We start from the raw sequence: 22,049 nt of genomic DNA on the forward strand, positions 1-22,049 counted from the left end.
CGCCTCAGAACTGCGCGTGCAGGCGCAATCCGAACACATTCACCGGCCCACGCGCGACATTGTGCGCGGGATTGCCGACGAACTGATAATCGAGCGTCAGCTCGACGCCGTCGCGCACATTGTATTTGTAATAGGTCTCGAGCACCTTCTCGCCGACGTAAGAGATCGCGCCGTCGCCGATATAGACGCTGAGGCCGCCGAGGCCGAAATAACGGATGCGCGGCGCGGCGAGGCCCGAGAACACGCCGGCGAAGCCGATCTCGTCCTTCTCGCGTCCCCATAGCGCGCCCTGCAGGGTCAAGCCGGTCGCGAATGATCGATCGATATCGGCGAAATCGACGGTCTCGAAGCGTCCGTCGCACATGCTGGCGCGCAGAAAGAAGCCGATCTCCTTGGAGATCTGCTGCTGGACATTGATTCCGCCGCCGACCTTGAAATGGCGCTTGCGCAGCCAGGGAAGATTCACGTCCGGCGGCAGACTGCCGGTGACGAGCGCATAATTCACGACGTCGTCGACCTTGGCGAAATAACCATTGTCGCCATAGGCGAGGAATTTGATCACGCCGGGCTGGCGGAAGAGATCATAACGCGCCTCGAATTCGGCGACGCCCATGAATTGCCGACCGAGCTGCGGCTCGATGTTGGGACCATTCGGAATATCGGAGAGCTGGAACGCTCCGGCGCGCGCGGTCCACCAGTCCTGCTTCCACTCGACGGCCACGCCGTGGGTGTAGCCCCAGGCATCCGCGGCATAATCGAAAGCGCCCATCGAATTGACGCCGAAATTCAAGAAGCCGGTGGTCGGATCATGCGCGTATTTATTGTCGTCGAACACGTCCGGCACGGCGAATTTGCCGATGGTGAGAATGATCCGGTCCTTGTCGACCTTGCCCGAAAGCTGGTTCTGCGTCGATTCGAGCACCTCGTTGAAAGAGCCCGTGTCGGGGTCGCTCACCTGCGCCTCGCCGTCGAGGCCGACGATCTGGCGCAGGAAATAGCGCTGGAAGCGCATATAGGGCGCCGCCCGCCCGACTTTGGCGACCGCTCCGTCGACATAGGCCGCGGCGCCGACCGAATCGGCGAGGCCGTAGCCGATGTCGATCTCGGGATTGACATAAGCCGCGCCGCCCTCCCAGAGCCGCACGCCGAAGAACAGATTGCTGGTCGAGCCGGCGTTGGCGAGGCCGTTCGGCGGAAAGCTGTGCTCGCCGCTGTAGAGCGCGCGGAATTTCGGATAACCTTGGAGGACGGCGGTCGTCTGGCCATGGAAGCTGTAGAGCTCCTCCTCCGACTTGTCGTCCTTCTTCGCGTCATCCTTTTCTTCGTTTCGGCGCCCGTTTTCGTTCCTGTCGCCTTTCCTGCTCCTCTCGCCGCCCTTCGCGTCCTTCTTCGCTTCGTCTATTGCTTCGCCGTTCGCTTTCACATCGTTCGCATTCGCGTCCTCGCCCGCCTCCTCCTGCGGATCGAAGCGGTAGTTCAGCCCGAGACGCAGCACATGCGCCTCGCTGCGCCGGCGCACGGCGAATGCGGAAGAGGCGTAATCGTCGAAGAGGCGCGTCTGCAATTGCTGATTCACGTAAGTATATTCGAGCCGGGCCGACCAGCGGTCGAACAGAGCCTGCTCCAAACCGGCGCCGACGACGAATTTCATGCGCGAGGACTGCGAGATCGGCGCGAAGAACGGGCCGCCGGCGCCCGGCGCGACCGTGAGCAGAGACGCGCCGCGCCAGCCGCCCGCGGCGACGCCTCCGGTCGCATAGACGAGCGAGCGGCCGAAGGCGTAGCCGAGCCTGCCGCGCACGCTCGCGAAATAATTGCCGTTCTCATCGGTCGCGAGCGCGCGCGTCGCGGCGCCGAACGGCCCGGAGCCGGCGAAGACGCCGTCGTCTCCCCTGCGCAGTCCGAGAAAATTCAGCTCGGTCTCGAGGCCGTAGATCCATGGCCCCATCCGCCAGTCGTAACCGATCTGCGCGCCGAAGCCGACGCCCGCGCGGTCGCGGTTCGGCGCGACGAGTTCGTACGCGCCGGGAGCGAGGCCGGCGGCGACCTCGACGCGGCCGCCGCCCGGCGCCGGAAAGCCGACGCCGGCATTGACGCCGATATGGAGCCCCGCCCAGGTGAAAGCGGGCGGCGTGGAACCGGCGGGCGGCGCAGGCTCGGCCGTGCGCGCGCCGCTCACGCTCGCGGCCAATGTCAGCGTGATTGTCGCGAAGTGGAGAAGCTTCATAGGCCCGTCGTCGATCGCCGCCGCGAATCGCATTTTGTCAGAGCTTCGTGTCGCCTGCGCGATCGGCTCCACGTAAGAGAGCGAGCGTTACAGTCGAGCGGGACGACGATTTCATGACGCGGCCTCTTCAGAACATCGCGCGCAGCCGAAGGCCGAAAATATTCACCGGCCCGCGCGCGACGTTGTGCGCCGGGTTGCCGACGAGCTGATAGTCGAGGGTGAGGTCGACGCCGTCGCGCATGCGATATCGGTAGAAGCTCTCTAGAACCTTTTCGCCCGCGTAGGTCATCGTCCCGTCGCCAATCGTGATGCCCGCTCCGCCGAGCGCATAATAGCGCGCTTGCGCGCCGGAAAGGCCAGAGAAGACCATTGCGGCGCCGGCCTCGTCCCGTTCGCGGCCCCAGAGCCCGCCGGAGGCGGTGAATCCAACCGCGAGCGAACGGTCGATGTCGGCGAAATCGATGAAGGGGTAGCGCCCGTCGGCCATGCTGGCGCGCAGGAAGAAGCCGATGTCGGGGGAAATCTCCTGCTCCACATTGACGCCGCCGCCGAGCTTCGAATGCCGTTCGCGCGGCCAGGGAAAATACGCGTCCGGCGGAAGCGCGCGGGACGCGAGGGCGTCGTTCACGACATTGTCGAGCTTGCGAAAATAGCCGCTGTCGCCATAGCCGAGCAGCCTGATCGCGCCCGGCCGGCCGAACAGCTCATAGCGCCCCTCGAACTCGGCGACGGCGGTGAACTGGCTGCCGATGCGCGGCTCGATCGAGGGCGAGCCCGGATATTGCGAAAGCTGGAAAAGCCCCGCTCGCGCGGTCCACCAGTCGTGCTTCCATTCGAGCGCCGCGCCATAGGTGTAGCCCCACCAGTCGGAGCCATAGTCGAAGGCGCCCATCGAGTTCACGGCGATGTTCAGAAATCCCGTGGTCGGGTCATGGGCGTATTTGTTGCCGTCGAATATGTCGGGCACGGCGTATTTGCCGATGGTGAAGGTCAGGCGATTCTTGGCGACCTTGCCGGCCAGCTGATTCTGCGCGGTCTGCAGCGTCTCGTCATAGCCGCCCGATTCGGGGTCCTGCCCGCTCGCCGCTCCGCCGAGGCCGATGATCTGGCGCAGGAACCAACGCTGGAACCGCAGATAGGGAGCCGAGCCTCCCACCCTGGCGACGGCGCCGTCGACATAGGCGGCGGCGCCGACGGCATCCGCGAGCGCGTGTCCCGCATTGATCTCGGGATTGAAATAGGCGGCCGCGCCCTCCCAGAGCCGCATGCCGAAGAACAGATCGGTCGTCGTCCCGACGTCGGCGCGGCCGTTCGGCGGCAGGCTGAAGGCGCCGCTATAGAGAGCCGGAAATTTCGGATAGCCCTGGAGCACGGCGGTCGTCTGCCAATGAAAGTTGAAATTCTCCGGCGCGGCCTTCTCCTCGTTTTTCTCTTCGGCTCGCTCGTTCTCGCGCTCCGCGCTCGACTCGTCGGCACGGTCGTCCTGCCGCGTCTTCGCGCTCGTTCGCGAGTCGGCGCTGGACTCGCGCTGTTCGCCGTCGCGCTTCCGCTCGGCGTCGGCGCCGCTCGTGCGCTCATGCGGAGCGAAGCGGCAGTTCAGCCCCAAGCGCAGGACATGCGCCTCGCTGCTCTGCCGCGCCACAAAGGGCGGCGCCTCGTCGTTCTCGAACAGCCGCGTCTGCATCTGCTGGTTCAGATAGAAATATTCGAGTCGCGCCGACCAGCGGTCGGAGAGCGCGCGCTCCAATCCGGCGCCGATCGCGAATTTCATGCGCGAGGATTGCGAGACCGGCGCATGGAGGAGGGCGAGAGACGGAAGCCGCAAGAGATTGGATCCTCCGCGCCAGCCGCCGGCCGCGACCCCGCCGGTTCCATAGACGAGCCAGTGGCCGAAAGCGTAGCCGAGCCGCCCGCGCAGGCTCATGAAATAATTTCCGCTCTCGTCCGCGCCGAGAACATAGCCGGAAAGGCCGAAGGGCGAGGGCGCGGCGAAGAGGCCCGTCGCGGCGCGTCGCACCCCGAGAAAATTGAGATCGGTCTCGACGCCATAGACGATGTCGCCCTTGCGCCAGTCATATCCGACCTGCGCGCCGAAGCTCGCGCCGGCGCGATCACGATCCGGCGCGGCGAGGCCGAAGGCGTCGGCGCCGAAGCCGTCGAGCCGGCCGCCACTCGAAAGCGGAAAGCCGGCGCCGGCGTTCACGCCGATGTGCATGCCTTCCCACGAGAAGACGGGCGGCGGCGCCTCGGCCGCGCGCGGAGCGCAGACCGTCACGGCCGAGGCCAACGCAGCAGTCGCCAGAAAGATCGGTCTCATGAGGCCCGTAGTCGATCGCTCGGCGAATCGCATCCTGTCACGGCTTTCCGCCGCTTGCGCGATCGTCTTCACTTACGTGCGCCGCCGTACATCGCGGCTCGTCAAAACTGCGCGTGCAGTCTCACGCCGAAGACATTCACTGGACCACGCGCGACATTGTGCGCGGGATTGGCGATGAACTGATAATCGAGCGTCATGTCGACGCCTTCGAACAGATTGTGCTTGTAATAGGCTTCGAGCACCTTCTCGCCGGCATAGCTCATCGCGCCGTCGCCGATATAGATCCCCGGCCCGCCGAGCGCGAAATAGCGAATATTCGGCTCGTCGAGCCCGGAGAGCACCGCAGCGGCGCCGATCTCGTCGCTGTCGCGCCCCCAGAGCGAGCCGGAGGCGACGACGCCCATCGCCAGCGAACGATCGATGTCGGTGAATTCGACCGCCTCGTAGCGCCCGTCCGCCGCGCTGGCGCGCAGAAAAACGCCCAGCTCCTCGGAAATATCCTGCTGGAGATTGATTCCGCCGCCGAGCTTGAGGCCGCGGCGGCGCAGCCATGAATTGTTCACATCGGGCGCCTCGCCGGCGAGGATCGCGAAGCTCACGACATCGGCGACATCGGCGAAATATCCATTGTCGCCGTAGGCCAGAAGTCTCAGCACGCCGGGCGCGCCGAACAGCGCATAGCGCGCCTCGAATTCACCGACCGCGGTGAATTGGCGGCCGATGCGCGGCTCGATCACCGGACCCTTGGGGATTTGCGACAGCTGGAAAACTCCCACCCGCGCAGTCCACCAATCCCGCCGATACTCCGCGGCCGCGCCATAGGTGTAGCCCCACCAGTCGGCGCCATGGTCGAAGGCGCCCATCGAATTGACCGCGATGTTCATGAAGCCGGTCGTCGGATCATGCGCATATTCGTTCTCGTCGAACACGTCGGGAACGGCGAATTTGCCGATGGTGAGAGTGAGGCGATTCTTCGGCACCCTGCCGGCGAGCTGGTTTTGCGCCGACTCCAGCGTCTCGCTATAAGCGCCCGGCTCATAGTCGCGCTCGGCGCCCGGACCGCCGAGGCCGATGATCTGGCGCAGGAAATAACGCTGCAGGCGCATATAGGGCGCGGCGCGTCCGAGATTGACGACGGCGCCGTTCACATAGGCGGCGGCGCCCGCCGAATTGGCCAGGGCGTAGCCGACATCGATCTCGGGATTGAGATAGGCGCTCGCGCCCTCCCACAGACGAACGCCGAAGAACAGATTGGCCGTCGCGCCGGCGTCGACGCGCCCTCCCGGCGGCAGGCTCTGGGAGCCGCTGTAGAGCGCCGGAAATTTCGGATATCCCTGCGCGACCCCCGTCGCCTGCCAATGAAACCCGTAGCTCTCCGGCGCTCCTTCGACGGCGCGCTCTTCGGCCAGCGACGGCGCGCCCGGCTTGGTCGGCTCCTGCTCGGCGAAGCGGTAGTCGAGGCCGAGACGCAGGATATGGGCCTCGCTTCTACGGCGCGCGGCGAGCCAGAACGCGCCGTCGCCATAGAGCTGCGCCTGCAGCTGCTGATTCAGATAGAGATATTCGAGCCGCGCCGACCATTGGTCGAAGAGCCGCTGCTCCACGCCGGCGCCGACGACGAATTTCATCCGCGACGACCCCGAGACCGGCGCCTCGAACGCGCCCGAAGCCGGAAAGAGCAGCATCGCCGGCGCGCGCCATCCGCCCGCCGCCGCGCCTGCGAAGCCATAGACGAGCCGCGAGTCGAACGCGTAGCCGAGCCGGCCGCGCAGGCTCGCGACGAAATTTCCGTCGGGGCCGGAGCCTATGGCGTAGCCGAGGGCGCCGATCGAGGGGGGCGCGGCGAAGGCGGCGGTCGCGCCATGACGCAGGTCGAGCCATCCGATATCTGCTTCGGCGCCAAAGACCCAATCGCCGCGCCGCCAATCGTAGCCGATCTGGCCGCCCGCGGCGGGGCCCGCGCGATCGCCGCCGGGCGTTACCGGCGCCGCGACGCCGCTCGTTCCGTCGACGCCCTCGACGCGCCCGCCGCTCTCCAGCGGAAAGCCCGCCCCCGCATGCAGGCCGACATGAAAGCCCGACCAGGTGAAAACGGGCGGCGGACTGCGTTTCGGCTCGCGCATCTGCGCGGCAGCGTCGACGCTGCAAAGAATCGCCGCCGCACATAGTAGCTTTCGCATCGCGATCGTCGTCGATTCTCCGGGACGAATCGCATTTTGTCAGAAGACTTCAATGGAGACGCGCAGGCGAATATACGTAAGAGGGCCGCGTTACAGAGAGCCATCGTCGTGTCGTCTTTTTCGAAAAATCGGACGGCGAGCGCCCTATTCGCGGATATGGGGCTCACGCCGACGCCCAAGATTCGCGCTGCGAGTGTGATCAGAGTAGAATGGCGCGCGAGTCGAGGACTCGACCGTTCCTCCGACCGTCGTCTGGCTTGCTTCTTGCCATGAGCGCTCATGGGCGCGCCGCCTCGCGCGAGCGGCCGGCCGTGCTGGAAACCCCTCGAGGAGAGCGACACGTGCTTTCGAAGGCGGTGCAATTCGATGAAATGGGCGGAGCAGACGGCGTGACCCGCCCCCCTTACGAAAAGCTTTCGAAATGGCTGTCCTCGGTCGAGCCAGAATTTCTCGCCTCGCGGCGGGCGCAGGCCGAATATCTGTTCCGCCGCATCGGCATCACTTTCGCCGTCTACGGCTCGCAGGAGGCGACCGAGCGGCTCATTCCCTTCGACATTCTGCCGCGCATCATCGCCCGCGCCGAATGGGCGCAGCTCGAGAAGGGGCTGGTGCAGCGGGTGAAGGCGCTGAACCTCTTCCTCGGCGACCTCTATGGGCCGGGCGACATTCTGCGCGCCGGAGTCGTGCCGTCCGAGCTCGTCTACCGCAATCCCGCCTTCCGTCCGGAGATGGCGGGACGCCGCGTTCCGCATGATATTTTCGTGCATATCGCCGGCATCGACATCATCCGCACCGACGACGACGGCTTCTATGTGCTGGAGGACAACGCCCGCACGCCCTCCGGCGTCTCCTACATGCTCGAGAATCGCGAAGTGATGATGCGGCTCCTGCCCGATCTCTTCGCGCTGCATCGCGTCGCGCCGATCGAGAACTATCCCGATCAATTGCTCGCGACGCTGCGCTCCGCGGCGCCGCGCAGCGCCGGCGCCGATCCGGTCAGCGTGCTGCTGACGCCCGGCCAATATAATTCCGCCTTCTACGAGCACTCCTTCCTCGCCGACAAGCTCGGCGTCGAACTCGTCGAAGGCCGCGACCTCTTCGTCAAGGACGACATCGTCTATATGCGCACGACCGAGGGGCCGCGCCGCGTCGACGTGATCTACCGCCGCATCGACGACGACTTCCTGGACCCGCTCGCCTTCCGGCCCGACTCGACCCTGGGCGTCGCCGGGCTGATGGGCGCCTACCATGCAGGCAATGTGACGCTCGCCAATGCAGTCGGCACGGGTGTCGCCGACGACAAGGCGATCTACACGTACATGCCGGAGGTGATCCGCTTCTATCTCGGCGAGGAGCCGCTGTTGAAGAATGTGCCGACTTGGCGCTGCCGCGAGCCGGAGGCGCTCGCCCATGTGCTCGAGCATCTGGACGAGCTGGTGGTGAAAGAGGTGAACGGCTCGGGCGGCTATGGCATGCTGGTCGGCCCGCATGCGACGCGCGCGCAGATCGCCGATTTTTCCGCCAAGCTCGCCGCCAATCCCACGAGTTTCATCGCCCAGCCGACGCTCGCCCTCTCCACCTGCCCGGTCTCGGTCGAGCGCGGCGTCGCGCCGCGCCATGTCGATCTGCGGCCGTTCGTGCTTTATGGTCCGAACGGCGCGAGCGTCGTTCCCGGCGGCTTGACGCGCGTCGCCATGACCGAGAATTCGCTGGTGGTGAATTCGAGCCAGGGCGGCGGAACGAAAGACACTTGGATCATCGACGACGCTTCGGCGCGGGCGTGACGATCTTTCGACGAAGACGCTCGCGCCGAGACACGACGGGACCTCATGCTCTCACGCACCGCGGATAATCTCTACTGGCTGGCCCGCTACATGGAGCGCGCGGATTTTCTCGCGCGCATTCTGCAGGCCACGCGCCGCCTGGCGACGCTGCCCAAGGCCTATGGCGGCGCGGAGACGGAATGGGAGAGCGCGCTGCTCTCCTCGGGCGCCGCGCCGGCCTTCCACGCCGCCGGCCTTCCGGTCGACGAGGCCCATGTCACCGATTTCCTCGCCTTCTCGGCGGATAATTCGAGCTCGATCCGCAATTGCATTCAGCTCGCCCGCGCCAACGCCCGCGCGGTGCGCACGGCGCTCACCGTCGAAATGTGGGAGGCGATCAACGGCGCCTATCTCGAGCTCGAGGCCTTCGGCCGGCGCGGAGGACGGTCGAGCGAGGATCTGACGCGCTTCCTCGATGTGGTGAAGCAGGTCTCGGCCGCCTATGACGGCGGCGCGCATCGCACCATGCTGCGCAACGACGCCTATTGGTTCTCGCGCGTCGGCCTCTACATCGAGCGCGCCGACAACACCGCGCGTCTGCTCGACGTGAAATATCACGTGCTGCTGCCGGATTCGGAGGCGATCGGCGGCTCGCTCGATTATTTCCAATGGACGGCGATCCTGCGCGCGGTCTCGGCGCATACGGCCTATCACTGGGTCTATCGCGACAGCCTGAAGCCCTGGCTCGTCGCCGATCTGTTGATCCTGCGGCCGGAGATGCCGCGCTCGCTGCTCGCCTGCTATGAGAGCGTCGTGCAGAATCTCGACCGGCTGGGCAAGTCGCACGGCCGTCATGGTCCCGCCCAGCGTCACGCCCGCGCCGTGCTGGGGCAGCTCGAGAACGCCACGATCGAGAGCGTATTCCAGAAGGGCCTGCACGAATTCATCCAGACTTTCCTCGCCGACAATCACCGGCTCGGGACCCTGGTGTCGGAGCAATATCTCTTCTAGGATACGAAATTCCAATAGGATCGACCCGGCGAACACATGCTGATCCGAGTGAGGCGAGAGACGATCTATCGCTATGGCGAGCCCGTGCGGGCGGCCATCCAGAAGCTCGCGCTCACGCCCCGCAATTACGCCGGCCAGCGCGTGCTCGGGTGGCGCATCGACGTCGACCATGATTGCCGTCTGCGCGCCTGCGAGGACGCGTTCGGCAATATGACGCACAGCCTCGGCGTCGAGGGACCGCTCGACTCGCTGACGATTCTCGTCGAGGGCGAGGTCGAGACTTTCGACACGACGGGCGTGGTGCGCGGCGCGGTCGAGCGCTTTCCGCCGCAGCTCTATCTTCGCGAGACGCCGCAAACCGAAGGCGACGCCGCGCTGCGCGCCTTCGCGCGGGCGGCGACCGAAACGGCGCCGGACCCTCTCTCCAAGCTTCATGCGCTGCTCGGCGCGCTGCACGAAACGATGCTGTTCGACCCGCAGGCGTCGGAACCGAAGGGCTCCGCCGCCGACGCGCTGGCGCGACGCAACGGCGGCGGCGCCGATCTGGCCCATGTCTTTATCGCCTGCTCGCGCGCGCTGGACATTCCGTCGCGCTTCGTCTCCGGCTATGTGCTGCGCGCCGACTCGCGCGCGGCGGAGCACGCCTGGGCGGAAAGTCTGGTCGAAGGGCTCGGCTGGGTCGGCTTCGACGCCGCGCAGGGCGCCTCTCCCGACGAAACCTATGTGCGCGTCGCCGTGGCTCTCGATCACCTCGGCGCGGCGCCGATCCGCGCCGCGCGCAGCGGCGGCGGCGAGGAGACGACCGAAGTGCGGGTCTCGGTCGCGCGCGGCCAGAGCCAGTTCCAGAGCCAATCCTGACGCCCGAAGGCGGGAGCGTCGGGTCGAAGCTCGATTGCGACGCTCTTTGTAGGGGCATCGACGGCTTCCAGAGCCAGCGGCGCGATCGCGGTCTGCTTGCCCAGCGCCTTGTCGCGCGCATTGGCGGCGATGTCCGCGAGCACGAAGTCGCGTCTCCCATGGCTCCGGCACGCGGCTTCGATGATCCGCCCCGGCGACTTCTCCGGCGCATAGAGCCGGTTGAAGCCGACGTGAGCGTCGGCCTGAAGGACCCCGGAAAACTTGCCGGATGGCGCTCCGGATGGTCGGCGGCGCGATTCTGCGAGTAGAAGAAGACCGCCGCCGGCGGATCGGCGCCGCCGAAGGGCCTGTCGTCGCGCACATAGGTCCAGGCCCGATTCGCGTTTCGAGCCACCCCTCCCGCATAGGCCGGCTCCTACCGCAGGCGCCTCGAGCAAGCGTCCAGTCGCAGCAAGTATCGACGAGCGCTCTTTCCAGGCGGCCGTCGACATCACCTATGACGAGTTCGAGAGGCAACCAAAATTATAACGAAGACGCCCAGCATTTGGGTAGTTTCCGAGTCTCGTGTGGACGCCGGGCTTCCGCGAGGGTGAAAGCGCTCTCTTTCATTGGAATAAAAAGGAAAGCAATCATGCAACATCATCCGATCACGACCACGGCAGTGGCGTTGGGCGTGGCGTTTTCGTCGGCCCTGTCGGCCGAAGCCCGCGACCGAGGCGCTCAAGGAATCGGCGGAGCCGCCATAGGCGCGAGCCGAACCGGCGTGCTCCGAAACGTCAAGGGATCACGGAGCAACTCTGCGGCTCGGCGCAGCCAATTCGGCTCGGGTCGAATGATCTCCGGGCGTCTGGCGTCCACGCCGCGCGGTGGTCTTTTTCAGAATTATTCGGACCGGCCGAGTCGCGCCGGCTACGATCGCGGGTCCTGGCCCGGCGGCGTCTTTTTTCCGCTGGCTACCGTCGCCGCGGCGCTCGGCTATCCATATTATGACAGTTATGGGTACGGCGACGCTCACAATCCCGGTTACGACCAGACCGGCGGCTACAGGCTCGCTCCTGCCGCCGCCGAGTATGCCTATGGGAACTACTGCGCGACCGACGTCAAAACCTGCCCGCTCTATGGGCCGGCCGTAACGGGAGTGAACTGCTCATGCCGCGTGCCGGGTGGACGAGCATATGGATCGGTCATCCAATAACGGTCTCGCATCGAGCCCAGCGACGGGTCGCCGCGAGATGAGCGTCTGGACTTTCTTCGGTTCGACATGCTTTCCGCGGCGCGCCGCTTCAGGTCGAATGAGTTGCGGCGTGACGACACGAGGAGGACGGGCCGAATGATGGCGCTCCTGTCACGGGCGACCTTCGGGATCGTGAGCGCCATGTTGATGCTGTTGGCGCTGGCCCTTGTCGTATATGGCGCGCTCGGGTTGGTCGCCGAGCTGAATAAATCCTGGTACGAAGGCGGCAATGCACTTCTCACGGCGATCGGCTATGTCGTCATCGCGATAGCGGTTTTCGACGTCGCCAAATATTTCGTGGAAGAAGAAGTCATACGTCGCCCTGGGACGCTCACCTCGTCCGAGGCGCGGCGCAGCCTCGCAAAGTTCATCTCGACGATCGTCATCGCCGTATTCATCGAGGGTCTGGTCATCGTGTTTCAGGTGAGCAAGCAGGACGTGGAAAAAATGCTCTATCCGACGGCCCTGCTCGTGACGGCCGTTCTGATCGTGCTCGGACTTGGAGTTTACCAGCGGCTGAACGTCGAGGTGGAGCGCCAAAGCGACCGAAAAGACGAGGCCGAGCAACGCAAGAGCGCTGGTGAGAGACGATCTGGTTGACGCTCGATCGCGGCCACGCTCGACGGCAGGCGCCGCGTCGAATTCGAAAAATGTGAGCCCGACCCGACGAACTCGGAGCAACGGCCTTGAAGCTTCGCATCGGCTATGAACTTCTATACGAGTTTCCGCAGCCGACCCCGGCCATCTTGATTCTCAACGTGCATTTCACGCGCGTTTCCGATCTCTCGCGTCCAGACCATATCTCGATTTCCCCTGCGGTTCCGATCTCTGGATACCGAGACGGCTTCGGCAATTGGTGCAGCCGCGTCGTTCTGGGGCCGGGCCGCTCGCTCATCTCGACCGACGCCCTGATACGCGACTCCGGCTTGCCGGACGTCGTCCCGTCGGAGGCTGGTCAATCGCCGGTGGAGAGCTTGCCGGAGGAGGCGCTGGTCTTCCTGTTGCCGAGTCGCTTCTGCGAGAGCGACAGACTTCTGGAGCTCTCATGGACGCTGTTCGGCGCCGCGACGCCGGGATGGGGCCGAGTGCAGGCGATCTGCGACTTCGTGCATAACCATATCTGCTTTGGATACGAGCACGCGCGGGCGACGCGGACGGCGTGCGAGGCATATGAAGAGCGCCGCGGCGTCTGCCGTGATTATGCGCATCTGGCCATCGCATTTTGCCGCGCGCTGAACATCCCCGCGCGCTACTGCACCGGCTATCTCGGGGATGTGGGCACGCCGCCTCCCTATCCACCCGGGGATTTCGCCGCCTGGTTCGAGGCCTATATCGGCGGCGGCTGGCATATGTTCGATCCGAGAAACAACACGCCCCGGATCGGGAGAATTCTTCTGGCGCGCGGCCGCGACGCGGCGGACGTCGCGATCACGACGACCTTTGGTCCCAACAAGCTGGAGCATTTTCGTGTCTGGACGGACGAGGTCAGCGAAGAATCCGGATGATGCGCGGATGTCATGGGGCGGCGACGCCCTCGATCTCCGATGATCTGCGGAGGTCGGGCTCATGCGTCTCTTTCGCCGTCGCTCCCGCTCCTCGACTTTCGTCGTCACCCCCGGCGCCGCCCTCGTTCACCCAAGCTTCGACGCGTTCATGCATGCTTTGCCGCCGAACGCCGGGGGATTCGTGCGTGCGCCCTTTCGGAAGCGTCTGGTTCATTTCAGGGCCCGATACGACACGGATGAGCCGGCCGCAACGTGAACGACAGGCGCCCTCTGCGCTGGCGCGAGCAGGCCTTCATGAACCTCCAAACGCATCGGCTTCATGCCCGCCAAAATCGATCGGGCTCGCATCGCCTCCGCGCCGCTTCCATGCACGAGGACCAAAAATCCGTCTGCCTTCAATGTTTGCTCGCATTTGAGAACGCTGTCTTCCGGAATACCGAGACCATAGAGCGCCGCGCCCAAGGCGCCGGCGCCGCCGAACGGCGTCACGCCGTCGACTCGCCGCTGGACGAGGGCGGCAAGGGCGCCGAGCGCCACGACCGGTCCGGTCGATGGCGACGTCGAGAAGACGCCTCCAGTCGACAGCCCACATAGGCCGCCCCAAAATGCGCCATAGTTTCCCCAGATTCGGATCTGTCCGCCGACATTGTGAAAGCCGACTCCATCTTTCTCAGAGTGATATCCGCGTCCGACGACGCTCAATCGCCCGGCGTCGAAGCCGGCCTGCGATAGCGTCTTGACGGCTGTCTCGGCCTGAAAATGATAAGCGAAACTCGCGATCGATATTTTGTCGATGCGTTCCATGAGAGCCTCCTTTCGAGAAGGCGGATCGGACGACGGAACGCGGCGCTATGGCGTCGACGCCGTGACCGTGCCGAGTGACGGGACGATGCTCGCAAACCGAATGATCGGCGAGGGTTGCGCCCGCTGGGAGCAAGACCTCGATATCCCCGAAGACGGCGCTCGAGCGAAGTTCGTCGAGTTGCGCGGCACGGAGGATCTGCGTGGCGGTCCCCTTGATTCATCGCCGATCGGTCAGGCGTTCGAAAGGACTTGAACCTCCCGTTGCGAGACCCGGGCTCGATATCGAGCAGTCGACATCTGTAATATAGGCGCCGGGCCGGCGATCGTCAGAGTCGGAAAGTACCCGAGGCGCAGGGGCGCCATGCATCACGCCTCGATGATCACCTTCAAAGCCTTGGTCGTGGCGGCCTCGGCGAAGGCATCGTAGGCCTCGAGGATATGATCCAGCCTGAAATGGTGCGTGATCAATTGGTTCGGGTCGAGCTTGCCGGACTGAACAGTCTTCAGCAGCATCGGCGTCGACACGGTGTCGACCAGCCGCGTGGTAATCGTCACATTTTGCGACCAGAGCCGCTCGAGATGGAGATCGACCTTGACGCCATGCACGCCGATATTGGCGATCGTGCCGCCCGGCGCGACGATGTCCTCGCAGAGGCCGAACGTAGCGGGGATGCCCACGGCCTCGATCGCGGTGTCGACTCCGCGCCCGTTGGTGAGACGCATGACCCGTTCCGCCGCCTTGCCGTCGGAGCTGTTCAGCGTCGCCGTCGCCCCGAAGCGCTTCGAAACCGAGAGACGGTTATCGTCGAGGTCGATCATGATGATTTCGGACGGCGCATAGAACTGCGACGTGAGAAGCGCCGCGAGTCCGATCGGACCCGCGCCGACGATCGCCACGGTCGAACCGGGCTGGACCTTGCCGTTCAGGACGCCGCATTCGAACCCCGTCGGCAGGATATCGCTGAGCATCACGAGCGCTTCCTCGTCGGCTCCGTCGGGGATGGGATAGAGACTGGTGTCCGCATAGGGAATGCGGACGAACTCGGCCTGCGTTCCGTCGATGCTGTTGCCGAGAATCCAGCCCCCCGTCGTGCAGTGCGAATACATGCCTTTGCGGCAATAGTCGCATCGACCGCAAGCGGTGATGCAAGAGATCAGCACCCGGTCGCCCGGCCTGAAAATCGTGACGCCGGACCCGACGGAGTCGACGACGCCCACTCCTTCATGGCCGAGGATGCGGCCGGGCGAACAAGTGGCGACATCGCCTTTGAGGATGTGCAGATCGGTCCCGCAAATCGTCGTCTTGACGATTTCGACGATGGCGTCCGTGGCGTCGACGATGACGGGCTCGGGGTGGTCTTCCAGGGATTTCTTGCCCGGGCCGTTATAGACGAGCGCTTTCATGACGGTCTTCCCTTTCCAGCCTTCGCGCCGGCTCGGCGCGCTCGTCCGAGCAGCTGAGCTCTCGATCGACGGGAGAGTCGCGCCATACGGATGATCGGAGCTTCTTCTTGTCGCCGAACCGGCTTCTGGCCGATGTCGATTTAAAGCCGGCCGAGAAGAACAAGAATGAGCACGACGACGGCGATCGTTCCCAAGACGCCGGACGGGCCATAACCCCAGCCGAGGCTGTGCGACCAAGTCGGGAAGGCGCCGACGAGCAGCAGAATGAGAACGATGAGGAGGATGGTTCCGAGAGACATCGAGATTTCCTTTCTTACGAGCTGACGAGGTTGCGTCTTCATATTCGCGGGCGCCGCCGATCGTCGGCGCCGAAATAGATTCGGGCGAGGGCGACCAAGGCGCTGCTGCCGGGGTGATCGATCGTCTCGACGCCGGCGATGCGTCGCGTGAGATCTAAATGGCGATGCATGACATATGCGGCCAACTCCGATTTGGCGCTTTCCGGACCTGTGATCAAAATCATCCTCGCATCTGTGACCGCCCCGGCGATCCGTTCGAAGAAGTCCTGGTCCGCGGGCCTGTCGCCGCCGATCGAGTGCGCCTCATGACGGATGCGCCTGGCCGGATCATGCGGACGGATGATCAGCCGATCGATTTCGGTTGCGTCGAAATGGAAGATTTTCGCTTCCTGGCGGTCGATCCAAACGATCGCGAAAAAATGGGCGTTCATAATTGGCGTTCTCGGCTCTCGTCTAGACGCGTCGCAGAGCATCGAGACCACTCCCGCACACGCCTCGCGCCGTGGCGTCCGATCATTGGATTATGGTCCTTACGCCAAGTCGCAGGCAGCTTCGGAAACTACTCGAGGCGAGAAGGCGTGCTATTCGACCGAAACGCCTCGGCCGAGCTCGTCTCGCCGAATCGTGAATCCGAGTGGACGTCGGATGTGCTAAGATGAATGGTCGCGCCCCTGACGACGCTTGCCCGAGCAACGGGGTGGGAGAAGGTCAGGCGATATCATGACGAGTTCCACCATCCCTTCGTTCGACGGAACGAAGGCGAAGACCGCGAGTCCTCGCGAAGGACGCAAATCGACGACGAAAATCTCCTTCCCGATCGTCGGGATCGGCGCTTCGGCGGGCGGGCTGGAAGCGTTTCGGCGTTTCCTCGACGCCCAGACGCCAAACAGCGGAATGGCTTTCGTGATGATCCAGCATTTGGATCCCACGCATCCCAGTCTGATGGCCGACCTGCTCTCGAACCATACGAGCATGACCGTCGCGCAAGCTTCGGACCGCATGCCGCCTCGGCCAGACCATGTGTACCTCATCCCACCGGGAACGTCTCTTGCAATTCGAGAGGGGCTGCTCCGGCTTTCGAAGCCGAAGGAGCGGCACGGCGCGCGCCTGCCCTTCGACGCATTCCTGTCTTCCCTCGCCGAAGCCTGTGGCCCGCGCGCCGCCAGCGTCGTCTTGTCGGGGACCGGCGCAGATGGCAGCCGAGGGCTGCTCGCGATCAAGCAAAAAGGCGGTCTGGTGATCGTTCAGGACCCTCTGGAGGCGGATTTCGACGGAATGCCGCGCAGCGCGATCGCGACCGGCGCGGTCGATCTCATCGCGCCGGTCGCCGACATTCCGGAGGCCGTCTTCAGGCATTTTCATCCTGCACATCCCGAGTCCGTCCCGCCGGCAAAGCCGGTCGGCGAGCGCGCCTTCGATGCATTCTCGAAAATCATCGAGCTTCTGAGAGAGAAGACCTCTCACGATTTCAGCGTCTACAAACGGGGCACGCTGGAGCGCCGTCTCGCCCATCGCATGAGCGCGGCGCATGTCGAAGATCAATCTTCTTATCTGAAGCTCTTGCGTGCGGATCACGATGAAGCGGAGTTGCTTCGCAAGGATCTGCTGATCGGCGTCACGCAATTCTTCCGTGACAGGACGGCCTTCGATTTCTTGTCCGAAAAAATCATTCCCGATCTCGTGAAGCAGCGTCCAGATGCGCGACCGGTTCGCGTCTGGTGCCCAGGCTGCAGCACTGGTGAAGAGCCCTATTCGATCGCCATGCTGTTCCTGGAGGCATTCGCCGCGTCGAATCGGCCGGGAAAGCTGCAGATCTTCGCATCCGACACCAATGCGGACGCCGTGGCGCTCGCGCGCGACGGGCTCTATCCGGATACGATCGAGGCGGATGTGACGCCCGGCCGACTGGCCCGATTCTTTTCGAAGGAAGATGGCCATTATCGAGTTATTCGCGAATTGCGCGACGCTGTGGTGTTCACGATCCACGACATACTGACGGACGCGCCGTTCTCCGGCATGGATCTCGTCTGCTGCCGCAATCTTCTCATCTATCTTCAGCCGGAAGCGCAGCGTAAAATTCTGTCGTTCTTCCATTTCGCCCTGCGTGACGGCGGCGTGCTGCTTCTCGGCGAGTCCGAGTCGGTCGGCTCGGGAGGGCGCTTCAGAGCCATCTCGAAAAAGCATCGCATCTACCGCCATATCGGCCGCAGCCGGCCAGGAGAGGTCGCCTTTCCGGTCGGCGCCATCGCCGGCAGCCGCGCCTCGTCGCCGTCGACGGCGAAGTCTCCGCTCAGACGAGCATCCGATTTCGACGATGTGTCGCGACGCGCTCTATTCGAGACCTTCGCTCTGACCTCGGTGCTGATCGACGCTCGCCACGAATGTCTGCATTTTTCCGGATCGGCCGATAAATATCTGAAGGTCGCCTCGGGCGCCGCCAACAAGGACCTGTTGACGATGGCCCGTGAAGGTCTGCGCCCCAAACTGCGGGCCGCGATCGAGCGCGCCGGCCGCGACCATGCGCGAACCATCGTCAGAGGCGCTCATCTGAAAAAGGACGGTGGCGAGACAGCGGTCTGCATCATTGTCCAGCCGGTCGCATCGGGCGACGAGGAGCTGTTTCTCGTCAGTTTTCTCGACGACTCGCTGTCGGTCCCGAAAGCCGGTCGCTTGCCGGCGGGGGCGGCGGAACCGTCGCGCGTGGCCGAGCTGGAGCGCGAACTCGAGGATGTCGGCAAAGAACTCGAAAACGCGCTCCAGGACCTCGATAGGGCGAAGGAAGAACAAAAACGCATCAACGAACAGGCGATGTCCCTGAACGAGGAGGCGCAATCGACCAACGAAGAACTGGTGACGTCCAAGGAGGAGCTGCAATCGCTCAACGAAGAGCTGACGGCTTTGAACAGCCAGCTCCACGAGACATTGGAGCGCCAGCGCAATACGTCCAACGATCTCCAGAATATTTTGGAGAGCTCTGGAATCGCGACGATCTTCCTGGATACGGATCTCAGGATCCGGTTCTTCACGCCTGCGGCGAAGTCGCTGTTCCGGGTGATCGCCACGGATATCGGCCGACCTCTGGCCGATTTCACGTCGCGTACGGCGGACAGCGATCTGATCCCCGACGCCACGAAGGTCCTCACGACCCTCGCGCCTATCGAAAGAAAAGTTTCGACCCGGAACGCGACTTGGTACAATCGGCTCATTCTGCCCTATCGGACCCACGACGGTTCTGTCGAAGGCGTCGTGATCACTTTCACGGACATCACCGACAGCAAGCACGCCGCGGAAGCTCTCGCCGCCGCCAAGCAGGCCGCCGATCACGCCAATGTCGCCAAGTCGCGCTTCCTGGCCGCCGCGAGCCACGACTTGCGCCAACCGCTGCAAACCATCCGGCTGTTGCACGGCCTGCTGGCTGCAAAATCGAAAGAGGGCGATACGCGAACGCTTCTGAAACGTCTCGACGCCGCGGTCGGCGCCATGTCGGGAATGCTGAACACGCTCCTCGACATCAATCAGCTCGAGGCCGGCGTCATCCACGCCGAGATCGAGAGTTTTCCCCTGGAAGAGCTGTTCGAACATCTCGATTCGGATTTCGGCTATCACATGCGAGCCCAGGGTCTCGACTGGCGAGTCGTGCCGAGCAAATGCATCGTACGCAGCGATCCGAGACTGCTCGAACAGATTCTCCGCAACCTTCTGTCGAACGCCGTGAAATTCACCACGAACGGAAAGGTGCTGCTGGGATGCCGTCGTCATGGCGAGACGATGCACATCGAAGTCTGGGATACGGGCCCGGGAATTCCAGAGGAGCATCGTCTGGCGATCTTCGAGGAGTTTCGTCAGATCGACAACCCCGCCCGCGAGCGCGGCAACGGGCTCGGCCTGGGTCTCGCCATCGCGCAGCGATTGTCAAGTCTTCTCGGCCATCCCATCGATCTGCGATCGCGTCCGGGGCGCGGTTCGATGTTCAGCGTCGCCGTGCCGCTCGCGGCCGACACGCCGACGGCCGCCAGGCGCTCACGGCAAGAGCCCGCCTTCGAGCGCGCGAAGACCACCCTCGCGATTCTCGTCATCGAGGATGATCCGACCATTCGCGAACTTCTCGAACTGCTCTTGCAGGATGCGGGCTATCGTCCGGCGAGCGTCGCCGACGGCGTCGCGGCGCTCGCATCCGCAGAATGTCCCGACCTCGTCATTGCCGATTTCAATCTTCCCAACGGCCCGAACGGCGTCGAGGCCATCGCTGGGCTGAGGCAGAGATTCGAGCGACAGATTCCCGGCATTGTCCTGACCGGCGATATTTCGACCGAAACCCTGCACGCCATCGCCAGCCGAGCCTGCACGCATCTCGACAAGCCGGTCGAAGCGGCGGAGTTGTTGCACGTGATTGCAGATCTCCTCGGCGCGCCGACGCAAACGGCGCCTCCCGACAGGATCGTGGAAGCGTCCGGCAGCCGATCGTCCGTCAATGTCTTTGTGGTCGACGACGACGCAGACGTGCGCGACGCCATCCGTGACATGCTCGAAACGCACGGCTGGTCGGTCGAAACTTTCGTGAGCTGCGAAGACTTTCTCCATTCCTTGCGTCCCGGGCATGAAGGATGCCTGGTGATCGACGCGCTTCTGCCGGAAATGAACGGGTTCGAGCTTCTTTCCCGGCTCGCGTCCGATAAGATCGCGTTGCCATCGATCATGATCACGGGGCATGGCGACATATCGATGGCCGTGAAGGCCATGCAGGCCGGGGCCTCGGACTTCCTCGAGAAGCCATTCGGCCATGAGGAGCTCATCGCTAGCATCACACATGCGCTGGCGGAAGGCCGCGAGTCCGGGCCATCACCCGAGCGGCGCGCAGCCGCGGCGCGTCTCACCGGCTTGACGACGCGTCAAAGACAAATTCTCGACCTCGTGCTCGCCGGGCATCCCAGCAAAAACATTGCCGCGGATCTCGGCATCAGCCAGCGTACCGTAGAGAACCACCGCGCCGCGATCATGCGAAAGACCGGATCGCGTTCTATTCCGGCGCTGATCCGCTTGGCCGTCGCGGCGGGTTGAAAGCGGCCCGGCAAACACGATCGGGAGATCGAGTTCGAGTCTCTTCAGTGGCGGCGCGGCCTCGATGCATGTGCGACGCCGCCAGCCTGGGATCGAACTCGTATCTGGCTCATGCCGAAGATCCGGGTCGAGGACGAGGAAAAGGAAACGAGTTGCGTTGGCCCGGGAAATTGCCGAACGACTGCGATCGTGAGATGCTCCGAGAGAAACCGTCGTAGCACGATCAACAGATCCGCCGCCCGTTTCGACGCTCCCAGATCGAGCGAAGCGCGGATGTCGGCGACGATCATGTCGCGCACGGCCCGCCAGCCTCTCCCGTCGTGAAGACGATAGCCGGCGTGAAGGGAATCATGCATAGCGTTCGGACTCACCCCCAGCATCATTTCGCTGGAGCGGAGGCCGGACAAGGCAGCGCATTGAGCGAGCGTGATTTGCTTGGACGTCATGGCGGAGTCCTTTCTCGACGATGGTCTGGATAAGGAAATTCGCGTCTGCTCCATTTGCTGGGAACTTCGGCTCCTCGCGACGTCCGACGCGACGCATCGCATAGAGAGACGAATGCCGGCCCTCTCCGCCTGGGCTGTCGCGACAGAGAGTTCATCTCATCCGTTGATGCAGCCCCACGCTAGATGTCGTTCGAGGGCGCGCCAGACACGGAAACTACTCGAGCCGATCAGTCGAGTAGAAAATGCGCCGTCGTGCCGGCGCTGCGCTTCGTCGGCGTCGCACGATGAGTAGTTTCCGACGCTGCGCCCAGCAGCGGAGTTCGAGTACAAGGTAAATGACGAACAAGACGGGAGACGAAGTCATGGACAAGGAAACCATCAAAGGCGCAGGACAGAAAATAAAGGGCAAGATCGAAGAAGTCGCGGGGAAGGCTCTCGGCGACAAGGAGCTCGAGCTGCAAGGCAAGGCCGATCAGCTCGGAGGCGCGGTTCGCAGCGCTGTCGGGGACGCGAAAGATACGATCAAGGATGCGATCGAGGACGCCAAGAAAGTCTAGGAAAGTTCGACCATGTGAACGGGGCGTCGTCATCTCGGCGGCGCGCCGATCTCCAAACCTCTTTTTGCCGAGGCCGGTCTCGGCCGTTGAATCGCAGCCCGAGAAATTGGCGCCGTCGAGCCGGCCCGAGCGATGTCGATCGATCTCGGATCGGACTCCATTCCGTCGACATATTTTTAATATGCGATCTTGCCCGTAAATTCTGCCGAAGATAACTCCAGAGGAGCAGTTGCCATGAACATCAGCATCGAACATCTCCAGCCGATCGTCTCCCTGCTCGCGGGCATTCTCATTCTGATCATTCCCCGGCTTCTCAACTACATTGTCGCTATCTTTTTGATCGTTTCGGGAATTTTAGGCCTCGGATGGATCAGAGGATGACGCCT

18 protein-coding genes are annotated in these 22,049 nt (G+C 63.9%); 9 read left to right on the top strand and 9 right to left on the bottom strand.

Annotated elements, in window-relative coordinates:
* Window positions 1-4: 4 nt before the first annotated feature.
* The 3 genes from AC6IW9_RS02670 to AC6IW9_RS02680 all read right to left on the bottom strand — a co-directional run bounded on the left by AC6IW9_RS02670 (window position 5) and on the right by AC6IW9_RS02680 (window position 6,724).
* Window positions 5-2,227 (bottom strand): carbohydrate porin, encoded by a 2,223-nt coding sequence (locus AC6IW9_RS02670; RefSeq protein ID WP_497768838.1) that lies wholly within the window; start codon window positions 2,225-2,227, stop codon window positions 5-7.
* 127 nt (window positions 2,228-2,354) lie between these two features.
* Window positions 2,355-4,544, bottom strand: a complete 2,190-nt coding sequence (locus AC6IW9_RS02675; protein WP_497768841.1) for a carbohydrate porin — start codon at window positions 4,542-4,544, stop codon at window positions 2,355-2,357.
* Window positions 4,545-4,645: 101 nt separating this feature from the next.
* Window positions 4,646-6,724 (bottom strand): carbohydrate porin, encoded by a 2,079-nt coding sequence (locus tag AC6IW9_RS02680; RefSeq protein ID WP_497768844.1) that lies wholly within the window; start codon window positions 6,722-6,724, stop codon window positions 4,646-4,648.
* 371 nt (window positions 6,725-7,095) lie between these two features.
* Here AC6IW9_RS02680 and AC6IW9_RS02685 point away from each other — a divergent pair, with 371 nt between their 5' ends.
* From AC6IW9_RS02685 to AC6IW9_RS02695, 3 genes are read left to right on the top strand one after another with little or no spacing between them, the layout of a single operon-like run.
* Window positions 7,096-8,508, top strand: coding sequence for a circularly permuted type 2 ATP-grasp protein (locus AC6IW9_RS02685; protein WP_497772402.1), 1,413 nt, complete (start codon window positions 7,096-7,098; stop codon window positions 8,506-8,508).
* A gap of 45 nt (window positions 8,509-8,553) precedes the next feature.
* Window positions 8,554-9,498 carry an alpha-E domain-containing protein gene (locus tag AC6IW9_RS02690; RefSeq protein ID WP_497768846.1) on the top strand — a complete coding sequence of 315 codons (945 nt, stop codon included), beginning with the start codon at window positions 8,554-8,556 and terminating at the stop codon, window positions 9,496-9,498.
* 36 nt (window positions 9,499-9,534) lie between these two features.
* Entirely contained in the window at window positions 9,535-10,356 is an 822-nt protein-coding gene (locus AC6IW9_RS02695; RefSeq protein WP_497768849.1) for a transglutaminase family protein, read from the top strand.
* Here AC6IW9_RS02695 and AC6IW9_RS02700 read toward each other — a convergent pair.
* Window positions 10,245-10,847 carry an IS66 family transposase gene (locus tag AC6IW9_RS02700; RefSeq protein WP_497772404.1) on the bottom strand — a complete coding sequence of 201 codons (603 nt, stop codon included), beginning with the start codon at window positions 10,845-10,847 and terminating at the stop codon, window positions 10,245-10,247. The genes AC6IW9_RS02695 and AC6IW9_RS02700 overlap by 112 nt on opposite strands.
* Before the next feature lie 341 nt (window positions 10,848-11,188).
* Between AC6IW9_RS02700 and AC6IW9_RS02705 the strand changes: the two genes are divergently transcribed.
* From AC6IW9_RS02705 to AC6IW9_RS02715, 3 genes are all read left to right on the top strand, one after another.
* Complete coding sequence (locus AC6IW9_RS02705; RefSeq protein WP_497768852.1) at window positions 11,189-11,551, top strand: hypothetical protein; 363 nt, start codon at window positions 11,189-11,191, stop codon at window positions 11,549-11,551.
* Between the two features lie 135 nt (window positions 11,552-11,686).
* A complete protein-coding gene (locus tag AC6IW9_RS02710) occupies window positions 11,687-12,190 on the top strand; it encodes a GNAT family acetyltransferase (RefSeq protein ID WP_497768855.1) in 504 nt (167 codons plus the stop codon).
* Window positions 12,191-12,276: 86 nt separating this feature from the next.
* Window positions 12,277-13,095, top strand: coding sequence for a transglutaminase-like domain-containing protein (locus tag AC6IW9_RS02715; RefSeq protein ID WP_497768858.1), 819 nt, complete (start codon window positions 12,277-12,279; stop codon window positions 13,093-13,095).
* A 210-nt stretch (window positions 13,096-13,305) separates the two neighbouring features.
* On the opposite strand, the gene AC6IW9_RS02720 is transcribed toward AC6IW9_RS02715, so the two are convergent.
* The 4 genes from AC6IW9_RS02720 to AC6IW9_RS02735 all read right to left on the bottom strand — a co-directional run bounded on the left by AC6IW9_RS02720 (window position 13,306) and on the right by AC6IW9_RS02735 (window position 16,033).
* A complete protein-coding gene (locus AC6IW9_RS02720; protein ID WP_497768861.1) occupies window positions 13,306-13,632 on the bottom strand; it encodes a hypothetical protein in 327 nt (108 codons plus the stop codon).
* Between the two features lie 633 nt (window positions 13,633-14,265).
* The gene (locus AC6IW9_RS02725) at window positions 14,266-15,303 is read right to left on the bottom strand and encodes a zinc-dependent alcohol dehydrogenase family protein (protein ID WP_497768863.1); all 1,038 of its coding nucleotides are present in this window, start codon (window positions 15,301-15,303) and stop codon (window positions 14,266-14,268) included.
* A 140-nt stretch (window positions 15,304-15,443) separates the two neighbouring features.
* A complete protein-coding gene (locus AC6IW9_RS02730; RefSeq protein WP_497768866.1) occupies window positions 15,444-15,602 on the bottom strand; it encodes a DUF3309 family protein in 159 nt (52 codons plus the stop codon).
* Window positions 15,603-15,640: 38 nt separating this feature from the next.
* A complete protein-coding gene (locus AC6IW9_RS02735) occupies window positions 15,641-16,033 on the bottom strand; it encodes a translational machinery protein (protein ID WP_497768869.1) in 393 nt (130 codons plus the stop codon).
* Window positions 16,034-16,322: 289 nt separating this feature from the next.
* Between AC6IW9_RS02735 and AC6IW9_RS02740 the strand changes: the two genes are divergently transcribed.
* A complete protein-coding gene (locus AC6IW9_RS02740; RefSeq protein ID WP_497768872.1) occupies window positions 16,323-20,660 on the top strand; it encodes a chemotaxis protein CheB in 4,338 nt (1,445 codons plus the stop codon).
* Between the two features lie 44 nt (window positions 20,661-20,704).
* Here the strand turns inward: AC6IW9_RS02740 and AC6IW9_RS02745 are convergent, their stop codons facing one another.
* Window positions 20,705-20,959 (bottom strand): hypothetical protein, encoded by a 255-nt coding sequence (locus tag AC6IW9_RS02745; protein ID WP_497768875.1) that lies wholly within the window; start codon window positions 20,957-20,959, stop codon window positions 20,705-20,707.
* A 509-nt stretch (window positions 20,960-21,468) separates the two neighbouring features.
* Between AC6IW9_RS02745 and AC6IW9_RS02750 the strand changes: the two genes are divergently transcribed.
* Window positions 21,469-21,663: a CsbD family protein gene (locus AC6IW9_RS02750; protein ID WP_497768877.1), complete on the top strand. Its 195-nt coding sequence runs from the start codon at window positions 21,469-21,471 to the stop codon at window positions 21,661-21,663.
* 234 nt (window positions 21,664-21,897) lie between these two features.
* Window positions 21,898-22,044, top strand: a complete 147-nt coding sequence (locus AC6IW9_RS02755) for a DUF3096 domain-containing protein (RefSeq protein ID WP_497768880.1) — start codon at window positions 21,898-21,900, stop codon at window positions 22,042-22,044.
* Window positions 22,045-22,049 lie beyond the last annotated feature (5 nt).

The sequence above is a fragment of the Methylosinus sp. shoA genome (genome assembly GCF_059718125.1).